This window comes from Pseudomonas citri, assembly GCF_025336485.1.
GTDB lineage: Bacteria > Pseudomonadota > Gammaproteobacteria > Pseudomonadales > Pseudomonadaceae > Aquipseudomonas > Aquipseudomonas citri.
This window is the reverse complement of sequence record NZ_JAODAB010000008.1, coordinates 120,034-144,302: the sequence shown is the minus strand read 5'-3', so window position 1 is coordinate 144,302 and position 24,269 is coordinate 120,034. Positions and strand designations below refer to the sequence as shown.

At 60.6% G+C, this 24,269-nt stretch carries 22 protein-coding genes; 15 read left to right on the top strand and 7 right to left on the bottom strand.

Annotation, left to right across the window (positions count from 1 at the left end; genetic code table 11):
* The first annotated feature begins 147 nt into the window (after positions 1 to 147).
* The 3 genes from N4Q37_RS11975 (at position 148) to N4Q37_RS11965 (ending at position 3,093) form a co-directional block, all read left to right on the top strand.
* Positions 148 to 603 (top strand): MaoC family dehydratase, encoded by a 456-nt coding sequence (locus N4Q37_RS11975; RefSeq protein WP_260958191.1) that lies wholly within the window; start codon positions 148 to 150, stop codon positions 601 to 603.
* 102 nt (positions 604 to 705) lie between these two features.
* On the top strand, positions 706 to 2,424 hold the full coding sequence (locus tag N4Q37_RS11970) for a C13 family peptidase (protein ID WP_260958189.1): 1,719 nt from the start codon (positions 706 to 708) through the stop codon (positions 2,422 to 2,424).
* 27 nt (positions 2,425 to 2,451) lie between these two features.
* Positions 2,452 to 3,093: an oxidoreductase gene (locus N4Q37_RS11965; RefSeq protein WP_260958187.1), complete on the top strand. Its 642-nt coding sequence runs from the start codon at positions 2,452 to 2,454 to the stop codon at positions 3,091 to 3,093.
* A gap of 200 nt (positions 3,094 to 3,293) precedes the next feature.
* Here N4Q37_RS11965 and N4Q37_RS11960 read toward each other — a convergent pair whose 3' ends face one another.
* From N4Q37_RS11960 to N4Q37_RS11940, 5 genes are all read right to left on the bottom strand, one after another.
* The gene (locus N4Q37_RS11960; protein WP_260958185.1) at positions 3,294 to 3,578 is read right to left on the bottom strand and encodes a YceK/YidQ family lipoprotein; all 285 of its coding nucleotides are present in this window, start codon (positions 3,576 to 3,578) and stop codon (positions 3,294 to 3,296) included.
* On the bottom strand, positions 3,571 to 4,218 hold the full coding sequence (gene ubiX / locus N4Q37_RS11955; protein ID WP_260958184.1) for a flavin prenyltransferase UbiX: 648 nt from the start codon (positions 4,216 to 4,218) through the stop codon (positions 3,571 to 3,573). The genes N4Q37_RS11960 and ubiX overlap by 8 nt, the downstream gene beginning before the upstream one ends.
* Positions 4,215 to 5,564 (bottom strand): UDP-N-acetylmuramate:L-alanyl-gamma-D-glutamyl-meso-diaminopimelate ligase, encoded by a 1,350-nt coding sequence (gene mpl, locus N4Q37_RS11950; protein ID WP_260958183.1) that lies wholly within the window; start codon positions 5,562 to 5,564, stop codon positions 4,215 to 4,217. Before mpl ends, ubiX begins: the two co-directional genes overlap by 4 nt.
* A gap of 170 nt (positions 5,565 to 5,734) precedes the next feature.
* On the bottom strand, positions 5,735 to 6,727 hold the full coding sequence (locus N4Q37_RS11945; protein WP_260958180.1) for an isopenicillin N synthase family dioxygenase: 993 nt from the start codon (positions 6,725 to 6,727) through the stop codon (positions 5,735 to 5,737).
* A 194-nt stretch (positions 6,728 to 6,921) separates the two neighbouring features.
* Positions 6,922 to 8,826, bottom strand: a complete 1,905-nt coding sequence (locus N4Q37_RS11940; protein WP_260958179.1) for a sigma-54-dependent Fis family transcriptional regulator — start codon at positions 8,824 to 8,826, stop codon at positions 6,922 to 6,924.
* Positions 8,827 to 9,324: 498 nt separating this feature from the next.
* Between N4Q37_RS11940 and exaC the strand changes: the two genes are divergently transcribed.
* The 12 genes from exaC to arsJ all read left to right on the top strand — a co-directional run bounded on the left by exaC (position 9,325) and on the right by arsJ (position 22,011).
* Entirely contained in the window at positions 9,325 to 10,845 is a 1,521-nt protein-coding gene (exaC, locus tag N4Q37_RS11935) for an acetaldehyde dehydrogenase ExaC (RefSeq protein ID WP_260958177.1), read from the top strand.
* 198 nt (positions 10,846 to 11,043) lie between these two features.
* Positions 11,044 to 12,414 (top strand): ethanolamine permease, encoded by a 1,371-nt coding sequence (gene eat, locus N4Q37_RS11930; RefSeq protein ID WP_260958175.1) that lies wholly within the window; start codon positions 11,044 to 11,046, stop codon positions 12,412 to 12,414.
* A gap of 96 nt (positions 12,415 to 12,510) precedes the next feature.
* The gene (locus N4Q37_RS11925; protein ID WP_260958174.1) at positions 12,511 to 13,905 is read left to right on the top strand and encodes an ethanolamine ammonia-lyase subunit EutB; all 1,395 of its coding nucleotides are present in this window, start codon (positions 12,511 to 12,513) and stop codon (positions 13,903 to 13,905) included.
* An 11-nt stretch (positions 13,906 to 13,916) separates the two neighbouring features.
* Positions 13,917 to 14,741 (top strand): ethanolamine ammonia-lyase subunit EutC, encoded by an 825-nt coding sequence (gene eutC, locus N4Q37_RS11920; protein WP_260958289.1) that lies wholly within the window; start codon positions 13,917 to 13,919, stop codon positions 14,739 to 14,741.
* 107 nt (positions 14,742 to 14,848) lie between these two features.
* On the top strand, positions 14,849 to 15,310 hold the full coding sequence (locus tag N4Q37_RS11915; protein WP_260958172.1) for a GNAT family N-acetyltransferase: 462 nt from the start codon (positions 14,849 to 14,851) through the stop codon (positions 15,308 to 15,310).
* Positions 15,311 to 15,723: 413 nt separating this feature from the next.
* On the top strand, positions 15,724 to 16,380 hold the full coding sequence (locus tag N4Q37_RS11910) for a DedA family protein (RefSeq protein ID WP_260958170.1): 657 nt from the start codon (positions 15,724 to 15,726) through the stop codon (positions 16,378 to 16,380).
* 6 nt (positions 16,381 to 16,386) lie between these two features.
* Positions 16,387 to 17,208, top strand: coding sequence for a M90 family metallopeptidase (locus N4Q37_RS11905; RefSeq protein WP_260958168.1), 822 nt, complete (start codon positions 16,387 to 16,389; stop codon positions 17,206 to 17,208).
* Between the two features lie 102 nt (positions 17,209 to 17,310).
* Complete coding sequence (ppa, locus tag N4Q37_RS11900; protein ID WP_260958165.1) at positions 17,311 to 17,838, top strand: inorganic diphosphatase; 528 nt, start codon at positions 17,311 to 17,313, stop codon at positions 17,836 to 17,838.
* Positions 17,839 to 18,033: 195 nt separating this feature from the next.
* Positions 18,034 to 18,765, top strand: coding sequence for a LexA family transcriptional regulator (locus N4Q37_RS11895; RefSeq protein ID WP_260958164.1), 732 nt, complete (start codon positions 18,034 to 18,036; stop codon positions 18,763 to 18,765).
* A 584-nt stretch (positions 18,766 to 19,349) separates the two neighbouring features.
* Positions 19,350 to 19,706 (top strand): metalloregulator ArsR/SmtB family transcription factor, encoded by a 357-nt coding sequence (locus N4Q37_RS11890; protein WP_260958162.1) that lies wholly within the window; start codon positions 19,350 to 19,352, stop codon positions 19,704 to 19,706.
* Positions 19,707 to 19,764: 58 nt separating this feature from the next.
* Positions 19,765 to 20,769 (top strand): ArsJ-associated glyceraldehyde-3-phosphate dehydrogenase, encoded by a 1,005-nt coding sequence (locus N4Q37_RS11885; RefSeq protein ID WP_260958161.1) that lies wholly within the window; start codon positions 19,765 to 19,767, stop codon positions 20,767 to 20,769.
* Positions 20,770 to 20,778: 9 nt separating this feature from the next.
* Positions 20,779 to 22,011 carry an organoarsenical effux MFS transporter ArsJ gene (arsJ, locus tag N4Q37_RS11880; RefSeq protein ID WP_260958159.1) on the top strand — a complete coding sequence of 411 codons (1,233 nt, stop codon included), beginning with the start codon at positions 20,779 to 20,781 and terminating at the stop codon, positions 22,009 to 22,011.
* A gap of 223 nt (positions 22,012 to 22,234) precedes the next feature.
* Here the strand turns inward: arsJ and N4Q37_RS11875 are convergent, their stop codons facing one another.
* Both N4Q37_RS11875 and fic read right to left on the bottom strand, forming a co-directional pair.
* Positions 22,235 to 22,594 (bottom strand): DUF6124 family protein, encoded by a 360-nt coding sequence (locus tag N4Q37_RS11875; protein ID WP_260958157.1) that lies wholly within the window; start codon positions 22,592 to 22,594, stop codon positions 22,235 to 22,237.
* Between the two features lie 349 nt (positions 22,595 to 22,943).
* On the bottom strand, positions 22,944 to 24,065 hold the full coding sequence (fic, locus tag N4Q37_RS11870) for a protein adenylyltransferase Fic (RefSeq protein ID WP_260958155.1): 1,122 nt from the start codon (positions 24,063 to 24,065) through the stop codon (positions 22,944 to 22,946).
* Positions 24,066 to 24,269: the final 204 nt, after the last annotated feature.

The window sequence follows — 24,269 nt, the reverse complement described above, 5'->3', positions numbered from 1 at the left end:
ATAAGCATGCCCACGCTATGGGGCGGCATTCGTAAAAAGCATGGTCGGTGACCTTCTTCGCCCGCCATGTTGATCTACAGTGGATCTTTCGGGGCAAAGAACCCCGCACCCAAAAAAGACAGTACCGATGAACCAAGGAGAGTTTCGATGCCCTACGTTCCCGTTGCAGCGCTCAAAGATTATGTCGGCAAGGAACTTGGATGTTCCGACTGGCTCACCATCGATCAGGAGCGCATCAACCTGTTCGCCGAAGCCACGGGGGACTTTCAGTTCATCCACGTCGACCCGGTCAAGGCCGCGAAAACCCCGTTCGGCAGCACCATCGCCCACGGTTTCCTGTCGCTGTCGCTGATGCCCAAACTGATGGAAGACATCCTGATCCTGCCAGAGGGCGTGAAGATGGTCGTCAACTACGGCCTGGACAGCGTGCGCTTCATCCAGCCGGTGAAAGTCGATTCCAAGGTACGGCTCAAGGTCGAATTGGTGGATGTCACCGAAAAGAAACCCGGCCAATGGCTGCTCAAGGCTACCGCCACCCTGGAAATCGAAGGTTCGGACAAACCGGCCTACATCGCCGAGCCGTTGTCGCTCTGCTTCGTGTAAACCTTCGCGGTCGCGAAACCGCTCAGGCCGTTTCGCATCGCCTCTCTATATCCAGGGGGCATAGCTGCGGCATACTCGTGGCCTGATGACCTGGATCCCGTTATGCGCTTACTCGTTCCCCTGACCTTGATTGTGTTGCTGACCGCCTGCGGCGACGGCGAATCGTTCCTGCCACCCGACGCACGCCTGCCCGACGGTGGCCGCTATCGCGGCGACCTGGTCAATGGCCTGCTGCAAGGCCAGGGGCGCGTCGACTACCCCAACGGCAGTTGGTACGCCGGGCAGTTCGACCAGGGCCAGTGGCACGGCACCGGGGAATGGCGCGGCAGTAACGGCGAGATCTATCGCGGGCAATTCCAGCGCGGCCTGTTCGATGGCCAGGGTAGCCTCACCACACCGAACAGCAGCTACACCGGTGGCTTCAAGCAGGGCCGGCGGGACGGTGAAGGGACGCTCAAGGAAAACGGCATGACCTACCGGGGCGAGTTCAAGGCCGACCGGTACGCCGGCCTCGGTCGCCTGGAACTCGATGACGGCAGCCAATACCAGGGCCCCTTCGCCAACGGCAAGCCCAATGGCGAAGGCCAGCGCTTCGATGCCAGCGGCAACCAGTTCACCGGCCACTTCGTCGACGGGCAACTGCAGGGCAAGGGCACCTTCAACAGCACCGACGGCGACGTCTACATCGGTGGTTTCAAGGACAACCAGCTCAACGGTCGCGGCCGCTACGAAAATGCCGACGGCGATGTCTGGATCGGCCAGTTCAAGGAAGGCGCACTGACCGGCAAGGGCGAACTGATCGGCGCCGACGGCAGCCATTACCGGGGGCAATTCAACGAATGGCGCTTCACCGGCCAGGGCCGCCTGAACCTGCCCGATGGCAGCTTCTACATCGGCGAATTCGAAAACGACAGCTACCACGGCCACGGCACCCTGGCGCTGGCCGACGGCACGGTACAAAGCGGCACCTGGGCCAACGGCCAACGGGTGCGCGACGCCGACGGCAAGTTGCTGCCGGACGTGCTTGAACTGGGCCTGCTGGCCCAGGGTCGTCTGCTCGACGACGCCCTGGCCAATGTCCCGGCCTCCACGCCGGCCATCGAGCTGTACAGCCTGACCTTGGGTGGCGATGGCAAACAAAGCGTATTCCTGCGCGAGTCCGACTATGTCTCCAACATGCTCGCCAGCCGTTTCGGTGCGTTCGGCCAGATCCGCCTGGTGAACCACCGCGATCACCTCGGTGACCGGCCCATGGCCAGCCGCGAAACCCTGCGCCGCGCCGTCGCGACCCTGGCCGAGCGCAGCGGCCCGGAAGACCTGATCTTCATCTACCTGACCAGCCACGGCACCAGCGACCACGAACTGGTGCTCGACCAGCCGCGCATGGAACTGGCCGACTTGCCCGCCGACGAACTGGCCGCCGTGCTGGAGCCGCTGAAGAACCGTGACAAGATCGTGGTGATTTCAGCGTGCTATTCCGGTGGTTTCATCCCGATGCTCAAGGATGAACGCACGCTGGTCATGACCGCGTCGCGGGCCGACCGGGTGTCCTTCGGCTGCTCCGAGGAAGCCAACTTCACCTACTTTGGCGACGCCCTGTTCGCCCAGGCGCTGAACCAGACCGACGACCTGGAACAAGCCTTCAAACGGGCCAAGGGCATCGTGGCCGAGCGCGAACAAGCGGACAATTTCGAAGCCTCCGAACCCCAGATGTGGGCCCCCCGGACGGTGCTGTCCCATTGGCAGTTGCTGCGCAAGCAACAGGCGCGAAAAGCGTTGCAAAGTGCTGCATTGAACGACGAGGCGACAAAGAGCAACTAAGCTGAAGCGTATCAAGGGGGAAACACTATGTACTTGACGCCTCAGCATGTTTTGCTCGCCGGCGCCACCGGGCTGACCGGGGAACACCTACTGGACCGGCTGCTCAACGAGCCGACCATCACCCGGGTACTGGCGCCCTCTCGCCGGCCACTGGCCGAGCACCCACACCTGGAAAACCCCGTCGGCGAACCGGACCAGATCCTGCCTCGGCTCGGTGGCCAGGTGGACATCGCCTTCTGCTGCCTGGGCACGACCCTCAAGAAGGCCGGCTCCGAAGCGGCCTTCCGGGCGGTGGACCTGGATCTGGTCGTGGCCTTCGCCAAGCGCGCCCGGGAACTGGGTGCCCGGCACCTGATCGTGATCAGCGCGTTGGGGGCCGACCGGCGATCATCGGTCTTTTACAACCGGGTCAAAGGCGAAATGGAAGCGGCGCTCAAGGCCCAGGGCTGGCCACAACTGACCCTCTGCCGCCCTTCCCTGCTGCTGGGCGAACGCGTCGAACCGCGCCTGGCCGAGCAACTGGCCGGGCCGTTATCGAAGCTGATCCCGGGCAAATACCACGGCATCGAAGCCTGCCAACTGGCCCGAGCCATGTGGCGCCTGGCACTGGAAGAGCAGGATGGGGTGCGGGTGGTGGAGTCGGATGAGTTGCGTAAGTTGGGTAAGTGACTCTGTTGCTGCCGGAGCATTTTTTGGTTATTGGTGAGGGCTAACTGTGGGGACAAGACTTGTGTGGGAGCAAGGCTCGTGTGGGAGCAAGGCTTGCCCGCGATACAGCCAACGCGGTTCTGCCTTAGAACCGCGGCGACTGTATCGCGAGCAAGCTTTGCTCCCACAAGGAAATTCCCTCGCCACAGGGCTCTGCGGCATCACATCCCACCCGTCGCCTGAAACCCCACCCCCATCGCCGTAAACAACGACAACGGTAACAACAAGGTATCGAGCAACGCACTGCCGGGCAGATCGAGGCCGGGGTAGCTGGGTGCCTCGGCGCCGAAGCGGTCCTTGGCGCAGCAACCACCATTGAGCGCGTAGAGATCCAGGCGCGTGCCGGCGTACACCACCGGTGCGCCAGGCTTGGCGGCGTCGAGGGTGCGGGCGGTGGCGCAGCCGGTCAGTTGCAGCGCCAGCAACACCACCAGCAGCTTATTCATCGCTGCTCAAGTGATGCTCGCCCCAACGCGGCAACATGTCCTGGGGGATGTTCAGCAGATTGAGGATCCGCGCGACGACAAAATCGATCAGGTCATCGATGGTCTGCGGCTGGTGATAGAACCCCGGCGAAGCCGGCAGGATGGTCACGCCCATGTTCGACAGCTTGAGCATGTGCTCCAGGTGAATACTCGAATACGGCGCTTCACGCGGCACCAGGATCAACTGCCGGCGCTCCTTCAGCGTTACGTCCGCCGCTCGCTCGATCAGGTTGTTGCAGGCCCCGGTGGCAATTGCCGACAACGTCCCGGTGGAACACGGCACCACCACCATCGCCGCCGGCGCACCGGAGCCCGAGGCCACTGGCGACATCCAGTCTTCCTTGCCATACACCCGAATCTGCCCCGCCGCCGCCCCGGTGTACTCGGTGAGGAAGGCTTGCATCATCTGGGTCTTGGCCGGCAGGGTCACGTCGGTCTCGGTGGCCATTACCAATTGCGCGGCCTTGGAGATGAGGAAATGCACCTCGCGGTCTTCACGCACCAGGCAATCGAGCAGGCGCAAGCCATACTGGGCGCCGGACGCACCGGTCATCGCCAGCGTGATGCGTTCGGGACCATTGCTCTCCAGGCGAGCGTTCATTTCAGCGCCTCGGCGAGTTTGCCGTGCAGGCCGCCGAAGCCGCCGTTGCTCATGATCACCACGTGGGTGCCGGGCTGGGCCTGGCTCTTCACGCGCTCGATGATGCCTTCCAACGAATCGCTGACAATCGACGGCACCGTGCACAACGCGGCGGTAGCGCCCAAGTCCCAGCCGAGGTTGGCCGGCGAATACCAGATCACCTGATCGGCATCCACCACGCTTTCCGGCAGGCCATCACGGTGGGCACCGAGTTTCATGGAATTGGAGCGCGGCTCGATGATCGCGATCAGCGGCGCATCGCCAATCCGCTTGCGCAAGCCATCGAGGGTGGTGGCGATGGCCGTCGGATGGTGGGCGAAGTCGTCATAAATGGTGATGCCATTCACCTCGGCGACTTTTTCCATCCGCCGCTTCACGCTCTTGAACGCGCACAACGCGGCGATGCCCATGGATGGCACCACACCGACATGACGGGCCGCCGCCAGGGTCGCCAAAGCGTTGGCGACGTTGTGCTGGCCGGTCAATTCCCATTCCACCACACCCTGGGACTGGCCTTCGAACAGGACTTCGAACTGCGAAGCATCGTCCTTGAGCAACTTCACCTGCCATTGCCCACCCACGCCGGTGGTCTGCACCGGGGTCCAGCAGCCCATTTCAATCACGCGCTGCAAAGCCGGCTCGGTGGTCGGATGGATCACCAGGCCTTCACTCGGGATGGTGCGCACCAAATGGTGGAACTGCCGCTCGATGGCCGCCAGGTCCGGGAAGATGTCCGCGTGGTCGAACTCAAGGTTGTTGAGGATTGCGGTACGTGGACGGTAGTGGACGAATTTCGAGCGTTTGTCGAAAAACGCGCTGTCGTATTCATCGGCCTCGATCACGAAGAACGGCGTGCCACCCAGGCGCGCCGACACCGAGAAGTTCTGCGGCACGCCGCCGATCAGGAAGCCCGGGCTCATGCCCGCATGCTCCAGCACCCAGGCGAGCATGCTGCTGGTGGTGGTCTTGCCGTGGGTCCCCGCCACAGCCAGGACCCAACGGCCCTGCAACACGTGATCGGCCAGCCACTGCGGCCCGGACACATACGGTAGGCCTTTGTTGAGCACGTACTCCACCGCCGGGTTGCCACGGGACATGGCGTTGCCAATGACCACCAGGTCGGGTGCCGGGTCCAACTGCGCCGGGTCGTAGCCCTGGGTCAGCTCAATGCCCTGGGCCTCCAGCTGAGTGCTCATCGGCGGGTAGACGTTGGCGTCGGAACCGGTCACGTGATGACCCAGCTCCTTGGCCAGGACGGCCATCGAACCCATGAAAGTGCCGCAGATACCGAGAATATGGATGTGCATAGTCGACCTCGTAAAACATGGCCGCAGGTTAGCGTAGGGAGGGGGAAATCGCACCTGGTCTTTAAAGCACATGCACATCCCTGCAGGGCTTGTTCGCGATGGCGGTGGGCCAGCTTGCGGTTAGGTTGGATGTCCCATCGCTATCGCGTTCCAGCAGATCTGCGCGAGGGTCACGCAGTTTCCTGGTCTTGAAGATGGGAATAACTCGCAACGAAACGCTTGTATTTATGCTGCCCACAGGTATAGGAAGCATATTTCGCCGGACTCTCTTCAGTCACACAAGTTGGCACGGCTTCCACCATGGCATCGAAATCAAGATCGATGAAAAACGGTATGGAGTAACGCTCGACAAGACTGTTATTAATGACGCGATGCATCGTTGAGACATAACGATCATTGGTCAAGGTTTGCACCAAATCACCGATATTGACGATAAACGTGTCTTTTACCGGCGTAGCGCTGATCCATTCACCCGCCCTGTTACGCACCTGAAGACCGCCCACTTCATCCTGGGAAAGAATGGTCAGGAAACCGTAGTCCGTATGTGCACCGATACCAATTTCTTCTTGTCGGATATCGTGACCGGCTTGCGACGGATAATGCAAAAGCCTTTGTATAGTGATCGGTTTTCGTTGCAGCTTTTCAACATAATCGGCAGGCACTCCCAGACTCAGGGCAATAGCGCTGATTAACTTTCTAGCCAGGCTTAGCATCGCCGCATGGTAGTCATTGCAGGCTTGTGCAAATGCCGGAACTTCTGTCGGCATCTGGTTAGGGCCGAAGAAAGGCGAAACCTGATCTTCGTGAACCCCGAAGTCGAAACACTCTTTGAAATCCCTGGTATTGGTCGGATCGACGTTTTCGGCATACATGGGTATGTAGCCTCTCAACGTTTCGCCAGAGTTAACGACGTTCAGCTGATTTTTAGCCTCAAAAGGCAGAGCAAAGAATTTTTTCGCCTGCGCATAAATTTCTTCTACAAGCTGTTGGTCCACACCATGATTCTTGATATAGAAAAATCCTACCATCTCGCATGCCTTGCCTATTTGATCCGCAACGCTTTGCGGATCCGTTCCTTCAATCAATGGCGACACATCAATCAATGGGATTTCATCGAATGCGAGTTGCTTACTGGCCAAACGGATATCTTTAATTTCTTGCATTGCAACATTCCCAAAGAGTTTGACCCGGAGAATATTCATCCCATCCGCCAGTGACAAACTACTTTTTGGAAAGGCAGCATGACCTCAAGTTATCGCATCCAGGCCTATACAAGAAACGTTCATAACTTAGCTGCAAACACGTACCGCCTACCAGTTGGTTTTATTCCAACAGGTGGCGGCCACTCATGCGCGCATCAGTTGATGGCGTGCTTGCGCAGTTTTCGATAAAGGGTGTTGCGGCTGATGCCCAATTGTTCGGCGGTGTTGGTCATGTGCCACCGCGTCTGCTCCAGCGCGCTTAACAACGCCAGCCGTTCCGCATCCTCCAGCGGACGCTCAGAAGGAGACACTGTCTCCATCTGTGGCCGCCCCTGGCGAATCATCGCCGGCAAGTCCTCCAGCCCAATCCGCCCGCCATCGCACAATGCGGCGAGGGTACGCAACACGTTGCGCATCTGCCGCACGTTGCCCGGCCAGTCGAACCCCAGCAACGCCTGGCGCGCCGGCTCGTCGAGGGTGACCTGCTCGGCGCCGCTTTCTTCCGTCAGCAGAAAATCCAGCAACTGCGATTTGTCACTGCGCTCGCGCAAGGCCGGCAAAGGGATTTCCAGGCCGTTGAGGCGGTAATACAAATCCTCACGAAAACTGCCGTCCTGCACCCGTTCAAGCAGTTGCCGGTGGGTGGCGCTGATGACGCGCACGTTCACTGCCTCGGGTTCGCCGCCAATCGGCACCACTTGGCGATCTTCCAGCACCCGCAGCAAACGGGTCTGCAAGGCCAGGGGCATGTCGCCGATCTCGTCGAGGAACAAGGTGCCGCCGTCGGCCTGTTGCAGCTTGCCACGCATGCCTTCCTTGCGTGCGCCAGTGAAACTGCCGCCGCGATAACCGAACAACTCGCTTTCGATCAGGCTTTCCGGAATGGCCGCGCAGTTGAGGGCGACGAATTGCTTGCCGGCGCGCTGGCTGGCGTGGTGCACGGCCTTGGCGAACGCTTCCTTGCCGGAACCGGTTTCGCCGTGGATCAGCAACGGCACATCGCGCTCGAACACCCGCAGCGCCTTGCGGAAATGTTCCTGCAACGCCGTATCCCCCAGGCAGATACCTGGCACGCGTGCAGGTTCGAGGGTTTTAAGCGCAGGGACGACCGGCACCGGCACGCTGCGCGGCTGCCCACGCAAGACCGCGAACAAATGCCGACCGTCACGGGTGCGCAACGGCCAACTGGCGCTGGCCTGGGCACTGGCGCGGCCGAGCAATTCGTCCAGGGAACAATCGAAAAAGTCTTCCACCCGCTGGCCCAGCAAGCCGCCGCGCAGATGCCCCAGCAGGTTCAACGCGCTCTGGTTGACCGCACAAATCCGCCCTTCACCGTCGAATGCCAACAGCCCTTCGCTGAACAGCCCCACGGACTCGGCCTGCAAGTGGAAGCGCAGCAGCCATTGATTGTCGAAACAGCGCAGGAAATAGCAGCTCTCGATCATCTTCGCCGAGAGATTGACCAGCGCCATGGTGTGGAACTGGCTCTGGCGCGACACGTCCGGCCGGGCCGAGGACACGTCAAGCACCGCCAGCAGTTCGCCATGGGGGTCGAACACCGGGCTCGCCGAGCAGGTCAGGCCGGTGTGGCGACCGCGAAAATGTTCTTCTTGATGGATGGTCAGGGCCTGGCGCTCCACCAGGCAGGTGCCGATGCCGTTGGTGCCTTCGCAGGACTCACTCCAATCGGCCCCGAGCCAGAGGCCGGCCCGCTCGAAAATCTTCCGCTCGCTGGGGGCAGTGACGCAGTTGAGGATCACGCCGCGGGCGTCGGTGAGCAGCACCGCATGACCGGCGCCGGAGAGTTGCTGGTGCAGGCTGGTCATTTCCGTACCGGCGATGTGCAGCACCTGTTGCAAGCGCTCGCGGCTTTCCAGCACCCGGCCATGCTCGAGCACCGTCGGTGCGAGATTCTGCGCTGGGTCGAGGTGGTAATCCTCCAAGCAGCGCAGCCAGGAACGGGCAATCGACGGATCGCTGCCGGGGCCTTGCAGATGAGCCTTGCCCTGGGTGACCGTGAGGACTTGCTGGGCATGGCGACTCAAGTGGTTGCTGTGCATTTCTTATTATTCTCCCGAAGGACCTGCCTCACTGGAGCAACTGGAAAATATCTCACCCTGGGACAAGGGGATTTCTGTGGGAGCAAGGCTTGCCCGCGACGAACGATGACGCGAACTTCCTTTTGGACCGCGTCGAGGCCATCGCGGGCAAGCCTTGCTTCCACAGACCTTGCTTCCACAGACTCTGCTTCCACTGCCACTGTTTCCACAGGGCTGGCTTCCACAGAAATTATACTGGCTGCCAGCATCCTCCAGCCCAACGACCTTTGCAATGCTGGCGCGACCTGGCAGTCACGGACTGTCCCGCCGATGGCACAAAGTGTCACATCCACCGTATCGTAATCGTCACGACAAGCATCCGTTTGTCCGGCCAACTCCTCCTAAAGTCTTGATTTTCGGGCCCTGCAAGGCAATGGCCCAAGCTTTGCTCTACGCTTGATTACCGGCGCTCAATTTTGCGCGGCCTCCCGTATAAGCACAAAAGCCAAGGAGAACATCATGCGTTACGCTCACCCCGGTACCGAAGGCGCTATCGTTTCGTTCAAGAGCAAATACGGTAACTACATCGGCGGCGAATTCGTCGCGCCAGTCAAAGGTCAGTACTTCACCAATACTTCCCCGGTCAATGGCCAGCCCATTGCCGAATTCCCGCGTTCCACTGCCGAAGACATTGAAAAAGCCCTGGACGCCGCCCACGCTGCCGCCGATGCCTGGGGCGCGACCTCGGTCCAGGCCCGTTCGCTGATCCTGCTGAAAATCGCCGACCGCATCGAAGCCAACCTCGAAACCCTGGCGATCACCGAATCCTGGGACAACGGCAAGGCCGTGCGCGAAACCCTCAACGCCGACATCCCCCTGGCCGCCGACCACTTCCGCTACTTCGCCGGTTGCCTGCGGGCCCAGGAAGGTAGCGCCGCCGAGATCGACGGCAACACCGTCGCCTACCACATCCATGAACCGCTGGGCGTGGTTGGGCAGATCATCCCGTGGAACTTCCCCCTGCTGATGGCCGCGTGGAAACTCGCCCCGGCCCTGGCCGCCGGCAACTGCGTCGTGCTCAAGCCCGCCGAGCAAACTCCTCTGGGCATCAGCGTGCTGATGGAACTGATCGGCGATCTGCTGCCGCCAGGCGTATTGAACGTGGTGCAAGGCTTCGGCAAAGAAGCCGGCGAGGCCCTGGCCACCAGCAAACGCATCGCCAAGATTGCCTTCACCGGCTCGACGCCGGTCGGTTCGCATATCATGAAATGCGCTGCCGAAAACATCATCCCGTCCACCGTCGAACTGGGCGGCAAGTCGCCAAACATCTTCTTCGAAGACATCATGCAGGCCGAGCCGGCGTTCATCGAGAAAGCCGCCGAAGGCCTGGTGCTGGCGTTCTTCAACCAGGGCGAAGTCTGCACCTGCCCGTCTCGCGCCCTGGTGCAGGAGTCGATCTACGACGAATTCATGCAAGTGGTGATGAAGAAGATCCAGCAAATCAAGCGCGGCGACCCTCTGGACACCGACACCATGGTCGGCGCCCAGGCGTCCGAGCAGCAGTACGACAAGATCCTGTCCTACCTGGAAATCGCCAAGGGCGAAGGCGCGCAACTGCTGACTGGCGGCGCGGTGGAAAAACTCGAAGGCAACCTGGCCAGCGGTTATTACATCCAGCCGACCCTGCTCAAGGGCACCAACAAAATGCGCGTGTTCCAGGAAGAAATCTTCGGCCCGGTGGTGGGCATCACCACCTTCAAGGACGAAGCCGAAGCCCTGGCGATCGCCAACGACACCGAGTTCGGCCTCGGCGCCGGCCTGTGGACCCGCGACATCAACCGCGCCTACCGCATGGGCCGGGCGATCAAGGCCGGTCGCGTGTGGACCAACTGCTACCACCTGTACCCGGCCCACGCCGCGTTCGGTGGCTACAAGAAGTCCGGCGTCGGTCGTGAAACCCACAAGATGATGCTCGATCACTACCAGCAGACCAAGAACCTGCTGGTGAGCTACGACATCAACCCGCTGGGGTTCTTCTAAGGCCATTGGGGCCAGGCAGGTCGTTTGCCTGGCCCCTTTAGCTAGCCATCGTCGGATCGCCGCCGGAGCCTGCTGGCGATGGCGCCCTCATTCACACACGGAATCAATGCCCCAACGCTCTGGCATGAGCCTTGCGTGCCCGCTTCACAGCAACCCCGAAAGTCCAACAGATCAACAATAAAAAGACAGAGAGGACTTATGACTTCTACTACCCAACTCAAACCCACCCTCGGCACCCTCCATTTATGGGGCATTGCCGTCGGCCTGGTGATCTCCGGCGAGTATTTCGGCTGGAGCTACGGCTGGGGTACCGCAGGCACCCTGGGCTTCCTCGTCACCGCCCTCATGGTGGCGCTGATGTACACCTGCTTCATCTTCAGTTTCACCGAACTGACCACCGCGATTCCCCATGCCGGTGGGCCTTTCGCCTACAGCCGACGGGCATTCGGCGAGAAAGGTGGGTTGATCGCCGGGATCGCCACGCTGATCGAGTTCGTCTTTGCCCCACCGGCCATCGCCATGGCCATCGGCGCCTACCTCAACGTGCAATTCCCGGAACTGGACCCCAGGCTCGCCGCCGTCGGCGCCTACGTGGTGTTCATGACCCTGAACATCCTCGGCGTCAGCATCGCCGCGGCGTTCGAGCTGGTGGTCACGGTGCTGGCCGTCGCCGAACTGCTGGTGTTCATGGGCGTGGTCGCGCCGGGCTTCAGCTTCAGCAACTTCGTGCTCAATGGCTGGTCGGGCTCCAGCGAGTTCAGCCTCGCGTCGATCCCGGGCATTTTCGCGGCGATTCCCTTCGCGATCTGGTTTTTCCTCGCCATCGAAGGCGCGGCCATGGCCGCCGAAGAAGCCAAGGACCCGAAACGCACCATCCCGCGCGCCTACGTCAGCGGCATCCTGACCCTGGTGTTCTTGGCCATCGGCGTAATGATCATGGCCGGCGGCGTCGGTGACTGGCGGCAACTGTCGAACATCAACGACCCGCTGCCCCAGGCCATGAAGGCTGTGGTGGGCAACAACTCGACCTGGATGCACATGCTGGTGTGGATCGGCCTGTTCGGCCTGGTGGCGAGTTTCCACGGGATCATCCTCGGCTACTCGCGGCAGTTCTTCGCCCTGGCCCGGGCCGGCTACCTGCCACGCGGGCTGGCGAAGCTGTCGCGCTTCCAGACCCCGCACAGGGCCATCCTGGCCGGTGGTGTGATCGGCATCGCCGCCATCTACAGCGACGGCCTGGTGAACCTGCAAGGCATGAGCCTGACGGCGGCGATGATCACCATGTCGGTGTTCGGCGCTATCGTGATGTACATCATCAGCATGCTCAGCCTGTTCCGCTTGCGTAAGGTCGAACCGAACCTGGAACGCACCTTCCGCGCACCGGGCTACCCGATCGTGCCGGGCATTGCGCTGTTCCTGGCGGTGGTGTGCCTGGTGGCGATGGCCTGGTTCAACACCCTGATCGGCCTGGTGTTCCTGGGCTTCATGATTGTCGGCTACCTGTACTTCCAACTGACCGCCAAACAACGCTCCAGCGCTCCGGTGGACGCTATGCTCACAGGTATCTGAAAAGTGCACCGGCGCCGGGCCCGTTGCCCGGCGCCTGCCATATAGAAGTGCACTGGCGTATTCGAGTTATTCAGTGAATCAAGAGGACACCGCCCCATGGCCGCATTCGCCCATACCGTCGGCGCCCAGACCTATCGCTTCGACAGCCTCAAAGACCTGATGGCCAAGGCCAGCCCGGCGCGCTCAGGGGATTTCCTGGCCGGTGTCGCGGCACTCAACGATGGCGAGCGCGTGGCCGCGCAAATGGCCCTGGCCGACTTGCCCCTCAGCCATTTCCTGCAAGAAATGCTGATCCCTTACGAAGCCGACGAAGTCACTCGGCTGATCGTCGACACTCACGATAAAAACGCCTTCGCCACCGTCAGCCATCTCACCGTCGGCGGCTTTCGCGACTGGCTGCTCAGCGACGCCGCCGATGAACAGAGCCTGCGCGCCCTGGCCCCCGGCCTGACCCCGGAAATGGCCGCCGCAGTGTCGAAGATCATGCGTGTGCAGGACCTGGTGCTGGTCGCGCAGAAAATCCGCGTAGTGACCAGGTTCCGCGGCACCCTCGGCCTGCGCGGGCGCCTGTCCACGCGCCTGCAACCCAACCACCCTACAGATGAACCCGCCGGGATCGCCGCGAGCATCCTCGACGGCCTGCTCTACGGCAACGGCGACGCCATGATCGGCATCAACCCGGCCACCGACAGCACCGCCTCGATCTGCGCCATGCTGGAAATGCTCGACGCCATCATCCAGCGCTACGACATCCCGACCCAAGGCTGTGTGCTGACCCACGTCACCACCTCCATCGAAGCGGCCAACCGTGGCGTGCCCCTGGACCTGGTGTTCCAATCCATCGCCGGCACCGAAGCGGCCAACGCCAGTTTCGGCATCAACCTCAACGTGTTGCAAGAAGGCTACGACGCCGGGCTCAGCCTGAATCGCGGCACCCTCGGCAACAACCTGATGTATTTCGAAACCGGCCAGGGCAGCGCCCTGTCGGCCAACGCCCACCACGGCGTCGATCAACAGACCTGCGAAACCCGGGCCTACGCCGTGGCACGCCATTTCAAGCCGTTTTTGGTCAACACGGTTGTAGGATTCATCGGCCCGGAATACCTGTACAACGGCAAACAGATCATCCGCGCCGGCCTGGAAGACCACTTCTGCGGCAAGTTGCTGGGCGTGCCGATGGGTTGCGACATCTGCTACACCAACCACGCCGAAGCCGACCAGGACGACATGGACACCCTGCTGACCCTGCTGGGCGTGGCCGGGATCAACTTCATCATGGGCATCCCCGGTTCCGACGACATCATGCTCAACTACCAGACCACCTCGTTCCACGACGCCCTCTACGCCCGCCAGACCCTGGGCCTGAAGCCGGCGCCGGAGTTCGAACGGTGGCTGGCAAACATGGGCATCTTCACCCAGGCCGACGGCCGGGTGCAGTTCGGCGACAACCTGCCTCCGGCGTTCCGTCACGCCCTGGCACATTTGCGATGAGTGAATTAGCGATGGACAAGACCCCTGCCGATTCGTCAAACCCCTGGCTGGACCTGCGTCGCCTGACCCCGGCGCGCATCGCCCTGGGCCGCACCGGCACCAGCCTGCCGACCCAGGCCCAACTGGACTTCCAATACGCCCACGCCCAGGCCCGCGACGCCGTGCACCTGGCGTTCGACCACCCGGGCCTGCGCGCGCAATTGGCCGAGCGCGGCCGCGAAAGCCTGCTGCTGCACAGCGCGGCTGCCGACCGCCACAGCTACCTGCAACGCCCGGACCTGGGCCGACGCCTGGATGACGCCTCGGCGCAGGCGCTGGACAACTACGCAGCGGCCCATCCCGGCGGGGTGGACTTGGCCATGGTGGTGGCCGACGGCCTCTCGGCGCTGGCGGTGCATCGGCATACGTTGCCGTTCCTGGCGCGGCTGGAAGAACAGATCGCCGCCGAAGGCTGGTCGGTTTCGCCGGTCATCCTGGTGGAACAGGGCCGCGTCGCGGTGGCCGATGAAGTGGCCGAGCGCCTGGGCGCGAAAATGTCGGTGATCCTCATCGGCGAACGCCCCGGCCTCAGCTCGCCAGACAGCCTGGGGCTGTACTTCACCTATAACCCCAAGGTCGGCCTGACCGACGCCTATCGCAACTGCATTTCCAACGTCCGCCTCGAAGGTCTGAGCTACGGCATGGCGGCCCATCGCCTGGTCTACCTGATGCGCGAGGCCTGCCGCCGGCAGCTCTCGGGGGTCAATTTGAAGGACGAGGCCCAGGTTCACACTCTAGAGTCGGAAAACGGTGCCGATATGAAAGGTAATTTCCTACTGATGCCGCCCCAAAGCTGATCCGTTCATCCGATTGCGTTTTTGATCCGCTTTCAGGCAGCATCAAAAGCACGGCAGCGCGCCGTTGTTGTCAGACTCTGTGTCGACCTTTGCAAGCGAGACCTGCCATGCGGATTATTCAAGCAACCCTGGAACACCTGGACCTGCTGACCCCATTGTTCGTCAAATACCGGGAATTCTACGGCTCACTGCCCTACCCGGACTCGTCCCGGGCGTTCCTCGAAAAACGCCTGCGCCGCAAGGAATCGGTGATCTACCTGGCCTTGCCCGATGACGACGACCAGAAATTGCTGGGCTTCTGCCAGCTCTACCCGAGTTTCTCGTCGCTGTCGCTCAAGCGCGTGTGGATCCTCAACGACATCTACGTCGCCGAAGACGCCCGCCGCCAACTGGTGGCCGACCACCTGATCCGCACCGCGAAAAAAATGGCCAAGGAAACCAACGCCGTGCGCATGCGCGTCTCCACCAGCAGCAACAACGAAGTGGCGCAGAAAACCTACGAATCGATTGGTTTTAAAGAAGACACCGAGTTCAAGAACTACGTGTTGCCGATCAGCGAAGGGCTCTGAGCCAATTATTACGGACTGATCGTTCTGTGGGAGCAAAGCTTGCTCGCGATAGCGGTCCGTCAGGCGACATCAATACTGCCTGCCCCGCCGCCATCGCGGCAAGCAGGCATATCCACGGGAGATATATCTGTGGGAGATAGACCTGTGGGAGCAAAGCTTGCTCGCGACAGCGGTCTGTCAGCCCCTTCAATGTTGAATGAATAGCCACCATCGCGAGCAAGCTTTGCTCCCACAGGTATTTCACCCCAAGGCAACACACCGAAATCCCTCGCTACAAACTCAACACGCGCTTCACAATCCACCCCGTATAATGCCGCTCTCCCCGGCTTGTAAGAAAAGGCTACAGACGCTGTAGCCTCTTCAAGCCCGATCCACAAGCCTGCCGAGCCAGGCCGCCAGCACAGGTGCATTACATGGATTTCAACCCCCTCGACCTTATCCTGCATCTCGACGTGTACCTCGACATGCTGGTGACCAACTACGGCACCTGGATCTACGCCATCCTGTTCCTGGTGATCTTCTGCGAAACCGGCCTGGTGGTGACGCCGTTCCTGCCAGGCGACTCCCTGCTGTTCATCGCCGGCGCCGTCGCCGCCGGTGGCGCCATGGACCCGCTGCTGCTGGGCGGCCTGTTGATGCTCGCGGCCATCCTCGGCGACAGCACCAACTACCTCATCGGCCGCACCGCCGGTGAAAAACTGTTCAGCAACCCCAACTCGAAAATCTTCCGCCGCGACTACCTGCAGCAAACCCACGACTTCTACGACAAACACGGCGGCAAAACCGTGACCCTGGCGCGTTTCCTGCCAATCATCCGCACCTTCGCGCCCTTCGTCGCCGGCGTCGGCAAAATGCCCTACGTGCGCTTCTTCGGCTTCAGCGTCCTCGGCACCGTGCTGTGGGTCGGCGGCCTCGTCACCCTCGGCTACTTCTTCGGCAACGTACCGTTCATCAAGCAAAACCTGTCGCTGCTGGTGGTGGGCATCATCTTCGTGTCGCTGCTGCCGATGATCATCAGCCTGGTGCGCAGCCGCCTCGCCCGCTGCAACTCCAACGCCGAATCGCGCTGATCGCCCATGTGGTCACTCAGCAACTGGCGCCGTCGACGCACCCTCGCCAAACACCCCGTCGCCGACGACACCTGGCAGCGGGTGCGCCAGCACCTGAGCTTCCTCGACGGCCTAAGCGCCGCCGAGGATCAATGGCTGCGCGAAGCCTGTGTATTGTTCCTGCACGACAAACACCTCACCGCCCTGCCCGGCGTTGAACTGCACCAGGAACAACGCCTGCTGCTCGCCGCCCAGGCCCAATTGCCACTGATGCACCTGGATGACCTGAACTGGTACCAGGGCTTCCACGAAATCGTCCTCTACCCCGACGACTTCCTCAGCCCCCAACGCCATCGCGACGCCAGCGGCATCGAACACGAATGGGACGGCGAACACAGCGGCGAAGCCTGGCCCCAAGGCCCGATCATCCTGGCCTGGGACGGCGTGCTGGCCAGCGGCGGCTGGGACGGCTACAACCTGGTGATCCACGAACTGGCGCACAAACTCGACATGCTCAACGGCGACGCCAACGGCCTGCCACCGCTGCACACCGACATGCGCGTCAGCGACTGGGCCGAAGCCATGCAACAAGCCTTCGACGACCTCAACCGCCAACTGGACCAAGACCCAGACGCCGAAACGGCCATCGACCCCTACGCGGCGGAAAACCCGGCGGAATTCTTCGCCGTCACCAGCGAATACTTCTTCAGTGCCCCGGACCTGCTGCACCAGGCCTATCCCAAGGTCTATGAACAGCTCAAAGCGTTCTACCGCCAGGATCCGTTGGCCCGACTGCGGCAACTTCAAGCGCAGGATCCGGTCTATCAGGCGTCATACCAAAGTCTCTAAGACCCTGGATACGTGGCAACAGCGGCCGAATATGCCTATAATCGCCGCCACTTTTTGGTCAATCCGACCAGCCTTTTGGTCAACTAACGGGGGCACCGCCCAATGAGCTACAGCAAGATTCCGGCTGGCAAAGACCTGCCGAACGACATCTACGTTGCGATCGAAATCCCGGCCAACCACGCCCCGATCAAATACGAAATCGACAAGGACAGCGATTGCCTGTTCGTTGACCGTTTCATGGCCACCCCAATGTTCTACCCGGCCAACTACGGTTTCATCCCTAACACCCTGGCCGACGACGGCGACCCCCTCGACGTGCTGGTCGTCACCCCTTACCCGGTTGCCCCAGGCTCGGTCATCCGCGCCCGTCCGGTCGGCATCCTGAACATGACCGACGACGGCGGCGGCGACGCCAAAGTCATCGCCGTACCTCACGACAAACTGTCGCAACTGTACGTCGACGTGAAGGAATACACTGACCTGCCGAAACTGCTGATCCAGCAGATCGAACACTTCTTCGAGAACTACAAAGACCTCGAAAAAGGCAAGTGGGTCAAGATCGAAGGCTGGGCCGGCGCAGACGCCGCCCGCGAAGCGATCACCAAGTCGGTTGCCGCCTACAAAGGCTGAGACTGAATTGAAGAAGAACCCCGGTATACACCGGGGTTTTTTATGCCTAAATGAAAGTTAATACTAAAATGTATTAGCGATCGTTTAATCGCGTTTACCGCTCTCAATTCAAATCCCGCAAACGGAAAGATCATCTTATAAATTTGAACGACATGTTTATTGCCGAAAACACCGTCGCCCCTAAACTTTCCGTTTATGAAAAAGATCTCCAGTGGCGACCGCTTCAGAGCCCTTCTTAAAGAAGCCCATATCCGATCCGCCGACTTCGCGAAGTTGTACGGCGTGAAATCGCAGCACGTGAACAACTGGTTCAACCGTGGCATCCCTCCAGGACGCATCCACTCCATCGCCAGCCTGCTGACCGTCAGCCCGCAGTGGCTCGCCACCGGCGAAGGCCCGCAAACCCCACTGGGCTTCGGCCCCGGCACCACCTACGAAGCCGCCGAAGTCCAAGGCGTCTACAGCGTCCCGGAAACCACGGACATCGAACTGCCTTTCTACAAGGAAACCCCCATCACCCCCGGCGAACCCGAAACCCACATCATCGAAATCCCCGAACTCGCCATCCGCCTGCCCCGCAGCCACCTCGACACCCTGGAAATCGACCCCAGCGACGCCATCTGCACCACCATGGTCGGCGACAGCATGGCCGAACGCATCGAAGACGGCTCCACCCTCGCCATCGACCGCGGCCTGACCCACATCGTCGACGGCCAGATCTACGCCCTCGAACACGACGGCATGCTGCGCATCAAATACCTGCACCGCGTCCCCGGCAACCGCCTGCGCCTACGCAGCCACAACCACACCGCCTACCCCGACGAAGTCTTCAGTGCCGAACAGATTGATGCGCAGAATATCCGGGTGATCGGCTGGGTGTTCTGGTGGTCCACCCTGAACAAACAGAGACCGCCGCTATACGAATGACCAACCCAAGAGAAGGATCGGTGCCCAAAGCAGGATCTTAGGCAGGAACAAGATCTGTGGCAGAAGCAGGAATCTGTGGCAGAAGCTCTTGTGGCGAGGGAGCTTGCTCCCGCTGGGCTGCACAGCAGCCCCCTGCTTCCCCCCTGAATCACCGATAACCCAATGATTCCACACCACTTACCACTGGGCTTCCGAAGCAAACCCGCGTATCCTGCGCCCCACATTCGCGAGCCCACGCCTCGCACCGACAAGGCAGATCACTTTCTGACCAAGTCCCACAGCCGGCCGCAAGAGCCGGGTGTACGTTTTGAAGGCTGGTGAGGTTTGTCAAAAACGAACTGAGTCAGTCAACGAGAAGCCGGCCAAAAGCCGGCTTTTTAATGCCCAACTGAAATCTATTCTCATCTTCTGCCCCCCTCTCAAAACGCACATGTAAAGCCCTCGATCAAAGCAGGGCTTGTAATACATTCGAAAAGTCATATATTCGAAAAGCCACATATAAACCAAGTCCGTCACACGCCCCACAAGATCCAGGAGCGCATCAAGCTGTTCGTACTCCTGAAAACCAAACACTGAGAACCGCTATGACTGACTCGCTGACACCTACCAAAGTCTTCAAATGCCTCGCCGATGAGAACCGCATTCGGATGATGCTGATGATCGCTCGCGAGGAAGAGCTGTGCGTTTGTGAGTTGATCTGTGCCCTGGAAGAGAGTCAACCCAAGGTTTCCCGCCATCTCGCACAACTTCGTACCTACGGCCTGCTGGAAGACCGCCGACAAGGCCAATGGGTCTACTACCGGCTGCACCCAGAGCTACCCGCCTGGGTACGGGAAGTCCTGACGACGACGCTGGAAGCCAACCGCGAGTGGCTGGGCACCACCTCCAAGCGGCTGGACCTTATGGGCGACCGCCCCCAGCGCGTCGCCACCTGCTGCTGATCACTGCCGAGAACGATACCCTCTGACCGCTCGCTCACTGCAATTCGAGAACACCAACATGGCAATCAAAGTAGGCATTAATGGATTCGGACGTATCGGCCGACTGGTGCTGCGCGCGTCCTGGGACTGGCCAGAGTTTGAGTTCGTCCAGATCAATGATCCGGCCGGCGACCCCACGACGCACGCCCACCTGATCAACTTCGATTCGGTCCACGGGCGCTGGCACCGTGCGGCGAGCGCTGAAGGCGACTCGGTGGTGATCGAGGGCAAGCGCATCAAGGTCACCGCGAACAAGGCGATCGCTGACACTGACTGGTCGGGCTGTGACCTCGTCATCGAGGCCAGCGGCAAGATGAAGTCGGTAGCCGTGCTCCAGGCCTACCTCGATCAGGGCGTTAAACGCGTGGTGGTCTGCGCTCCGGTGAAGGAGAAAGGCGCGTTGAACGTAGTGATGGGCGTCAACCAGCACCTGTTCGATCCGGCTCAGCACCGCATCGTTACCGCCGCCTCCTGCACCACCAACTGCCTGGCTCCAGTGGTCAAGGTCATCCACGAGAACCTGGGTATCCGCCATGGTTCGATCACCACCATCCACGACCTGACCAACACCCAGAGCATCCTCGATACGCCCCACAAGGATCTGCGCCGCGCCCGTGCCTCAGGTATGAGCCTGATTCCAACCACCACCGGCTCGGCCACGGCAATCGCCGAGATCTTCCCCGAGCTGCGGGGCAAGTTGAACGGTCATGCCGTACGCGTACCTCTGGCCAACGCCTCGCTGACCGACTGCGTGTTCGAGGTTGAGCGTGCAACAACGGCTGAAGAGGTGAACTCGCTGCTGAAGGCGGCGGCCGAAGGCCCACTGAAATACATCCTGGGCTATGAAGAACGCCCACTGGTCTCCATCGACTACCGTACCGATCCACGGTCTTCGATCATCGATGCGCTGTCGACCTTGGTGGTCAGCGGTACCCAAGTGAAGATTTACGCCTGGTATGACAACGAATGGGGTTACGCCAACCGCGCCGCGGAGCTGGCTCGACTGGTCGGCATGGCGGAGTAAACGGCGACCATGAAAGCGTTGTCAGCCCTGTCTTCGGAAGTTCGTCAGTACCTGCTGGTGACCGGCAACTACTGGGCCTTCACCCTCACCGACGGTGCATTGCGCATGTTGGTGGTATTGCACTTCCATACTCTGGGCTACACGCCGCTGCAGATCGCAGTGCTGTTCCTGTTCTATGAGATTTTTGGCGTGATCACCAACCTGGTGGGCGGCTACCTCGGCGCCCGCCTGGGACTCAATCGCACCATGAACATCGGTTTGGGCATGCAGGTGCTGGCCTTGCTCATGCTCACGGTGCCGGCAGTCTGGCTCACGGTGCCGTGGGTCATGGCAGCCCAGGCGTTGTCTGGTATCGCCAAGGACCTGAACAAAATGAGCGCCAAGAGCTCGATCAAGCTCTTGGTGCCGGACAGCCAGCAAGGCACGCTGTACAAGTGGGTGGCCATCCTTACAGGCTCGAAAAACGCCCTCAAAGGGGTGGGGTTCTTTCTCGGTGGTGCTCTGCTCGCGCTGCTCGGCTTCACCTTGGCGGTGCTGGTCATGGCGGCAGTGCTGGCCTTGATCTGGATCGGCAGTTTGATTCTGCTGAAAAAAGACATGGGCAAGGCCAAGGCCAAACCGAAATTCCGCGACATGCTGTCCAAAAGCCGGGCGATCAACATTCTCTCGGCCGCACGACTGTTTCTTTTCGGTGCCCGTGATGTCTGGTTCGTTGTTGCGCTGCCGGTGTACCTGAGCACCGCGTTCGGCTGGGATTTCTGGCTGGTGGGTGGTTTCCTGGCCGCCTGGATCATTGGCTACGGCATCGTCCAATCGCTTGCCCCCCACATCACCGGCAAAAAGCGCGGCCGCGTACCCGACGGTCGAGCCGCATTCATCTGGGCGATCGCTCTGGCCGGGCTGCCCGCGCTGATCGCCCTCGGTCTGCAATCAGGCTGGTCGGCTCAAATCGTGTTGATTGGTGGGCTGACGCTGTTCGGTGTGCTGTTCGCGGTGAACTCATCGCTGCACAGCTATCTGATCGTCAGCTACGCCAAGGAAGATGGGGTATCGCTGGACGTGGGCTTCTACTACATGTCCAACGCACTGGGGCGTCTGGCAGGCACGCTGCTTTCAGGCTGGGTGTTCCAGGCCTATGGCTTGGAGGCGTGCTTGTGGGTCTCCAGTGCCTTTGTGCTGGCTGCCGCAGTCATTTCGATCGCGCTGCCCAGGCACGACGACTTTGTGCAGCAGGCTGGCTGATCACTGACGATATGGCGGAGACAATCAAGCTCCGCCCTCCCCAATACGGGAGTTCGTTCCCCTAAACGTGTATCCATCAAGAAGCCCACCAGGCACCAGAGCAGCTTTTTTGGGGGGGCTGCTTCCGACCCGGGCCGTAGATCCCTCACTACAGGCTCTGGCATAAAAAAGGTCTTGCCATGCAAGACCTTTTTTATGCCAGGAGGGCAGCCAACGCCCCGCCCTACCTCAGTTCAACAACATCCAAAACCCGATTAGCCAACAACTCACTCAACTCAACCACCTGCAAAATCCCCAGTACCACATGTCGTCGCGACCCTTCCAGATCAAACGCCAGATCACTGAGCATCGCATTCGCCGAAGCCAGGTTTTCACTGAGATTGACAAGCAGACACTCCGAATCAACATCAGGCGCAATACGAAAAATAGTGTCGGGCTTGTCAGACGTTTCTTTCTTCAGCGTAGGGTTCAGATAAAAATCCAACGCCCGGTTGGCAGCGTTATCCAGTTTCTTGTTGCGGGCAGACTGAACGCGGGATTCATGTTCGTCTGTAACGGGAGGGTTCGGTGTAATTTTGACCATAGCCTTAGCTCTCTTTGGTTGAGGCCACGACCCGATCGCGACTAAACGATGGGAGGCGGCTGTACGCAGGTTAGTCGACCGACGAGCTAAGAAATCGGCGCGCCCGAGGGCGCCCTGCGCACAGCCACCATCGAGTGCAGGGATGGGGATACCTGACTGATGGACGCCTAAGCGACTTAGCAACGACGGGCGACTAAACCCGATCACTGATGAGCAGTGACGGATTCAAACTACCGACGGGACCCAAGACGCACAAGCCGGCCGATTCTGGCGTAGTTGTAGGCAATGGCGCAAGGCGATGTCAGTCGCGCCTGGATCCCACACGCTCCAATAAACATCCGCCCCTCCATCAGGCGTAAGGCTTGAACTCGTTGTTATCCCGAGCCAACAACTGCATCAGTTTTGGGTGGATAAAGAGCTTTTCCTTGCCGACCTGCGCCTCCTGCAAAACGCCGATGTCGACGAGGTCTTTGAGGTAGCGAGAAGCAGCCTGGCGCCCGGCAATTCGTTTCTCGACGACGTTATGAATGCGGCAGTACGGTTGTTCGAAGATCACATCCACCAATTCACGGGAATAGATTTTCGGCAGTTGTTCACGCACGAATTGAGTGGTGTGTTCGGACAGGCTGCGCATGGCGGCGATTTTGGCGCAGGTCCAGCGGGCGGTTTCTTCCACGGCGCTGAGCATGTAGAGCAACCAGGGTTCCCAGGCCTGTTCGCGGGTGACGTCGAGCAGGAGACGGTAGTAGTCGGCTCGGTGGGCGATGATGTAACGGCTGAGGTAGAGGATCGGTAGATTCAACAACCCTTCCTGAATCAGGTACAGCGTATTAAGCACCCGCCCGGTACGGCCATTGCCGTCAGTGAACGGGTGAATCGCCTCGAACTGGTAGTGCCCGACGGCCATACGCACCAGCGGGTCGAGATCCGTTTCGTTGTGCAGGAAACGCTCCCAGTTGGCGAGCAGATCACGCAGATGATCTTCGCCGTCCGGTGGGGTGTAGATGATTTCGCCGGTCCGGTCGTTGGCCAACTGGGTGCCCGGTACGCGTCGAATGTCCATGTTCACGCCTTTGAGCGTGCGGCAGATTTCGACTGCCGTGCCTGTGGATAAAGGGCGCTCGGCCAGTGATAGATAGCCGTGGTGCAGGGCTTTGCGGTAGCGCAGGGCTTCCTTGGTCGCGGGATCGGCATGGCCGTCACCCTCTTGGGCATGCTGAAAGAGCAAGTCAGTGGTGGTGACGATGCTTTCGATTTCGGAGCTGTCCTTGGCTTCCAGCAAGGGGATGGTGTTGATCAGCACCGTTTGGTTGGGGATAAGTTCGGCTGCCTGCTTCAACTCAGCCAAGGCCGTGCGCGCCTCGATACAGCGCTTGAGCACTGCACGGGTTTCCAATTCGGCTGCCGGTGGCAGGGGCGGTAATTGGTTATGGGGCTTATCGGCCTGCCAGACATGAGGGGCTGCGGTCATGGGGGCAATCCTGGTCCTTTGGATTAAAGGGCAAGGGCGTTCAATCAGGCGCCCTCTCGTGTCGTCAGTGTAAACATGAGGGCATAACGTGTCGCTGTTTTTCAATTTCTGCGACACGTTCTGTCCTCATGTCGCTGCCGACGACATGAGGACAGAACGTGTCGTCGAAATGGCGTTTTAACGACATGACATGCTGCCGGCTGA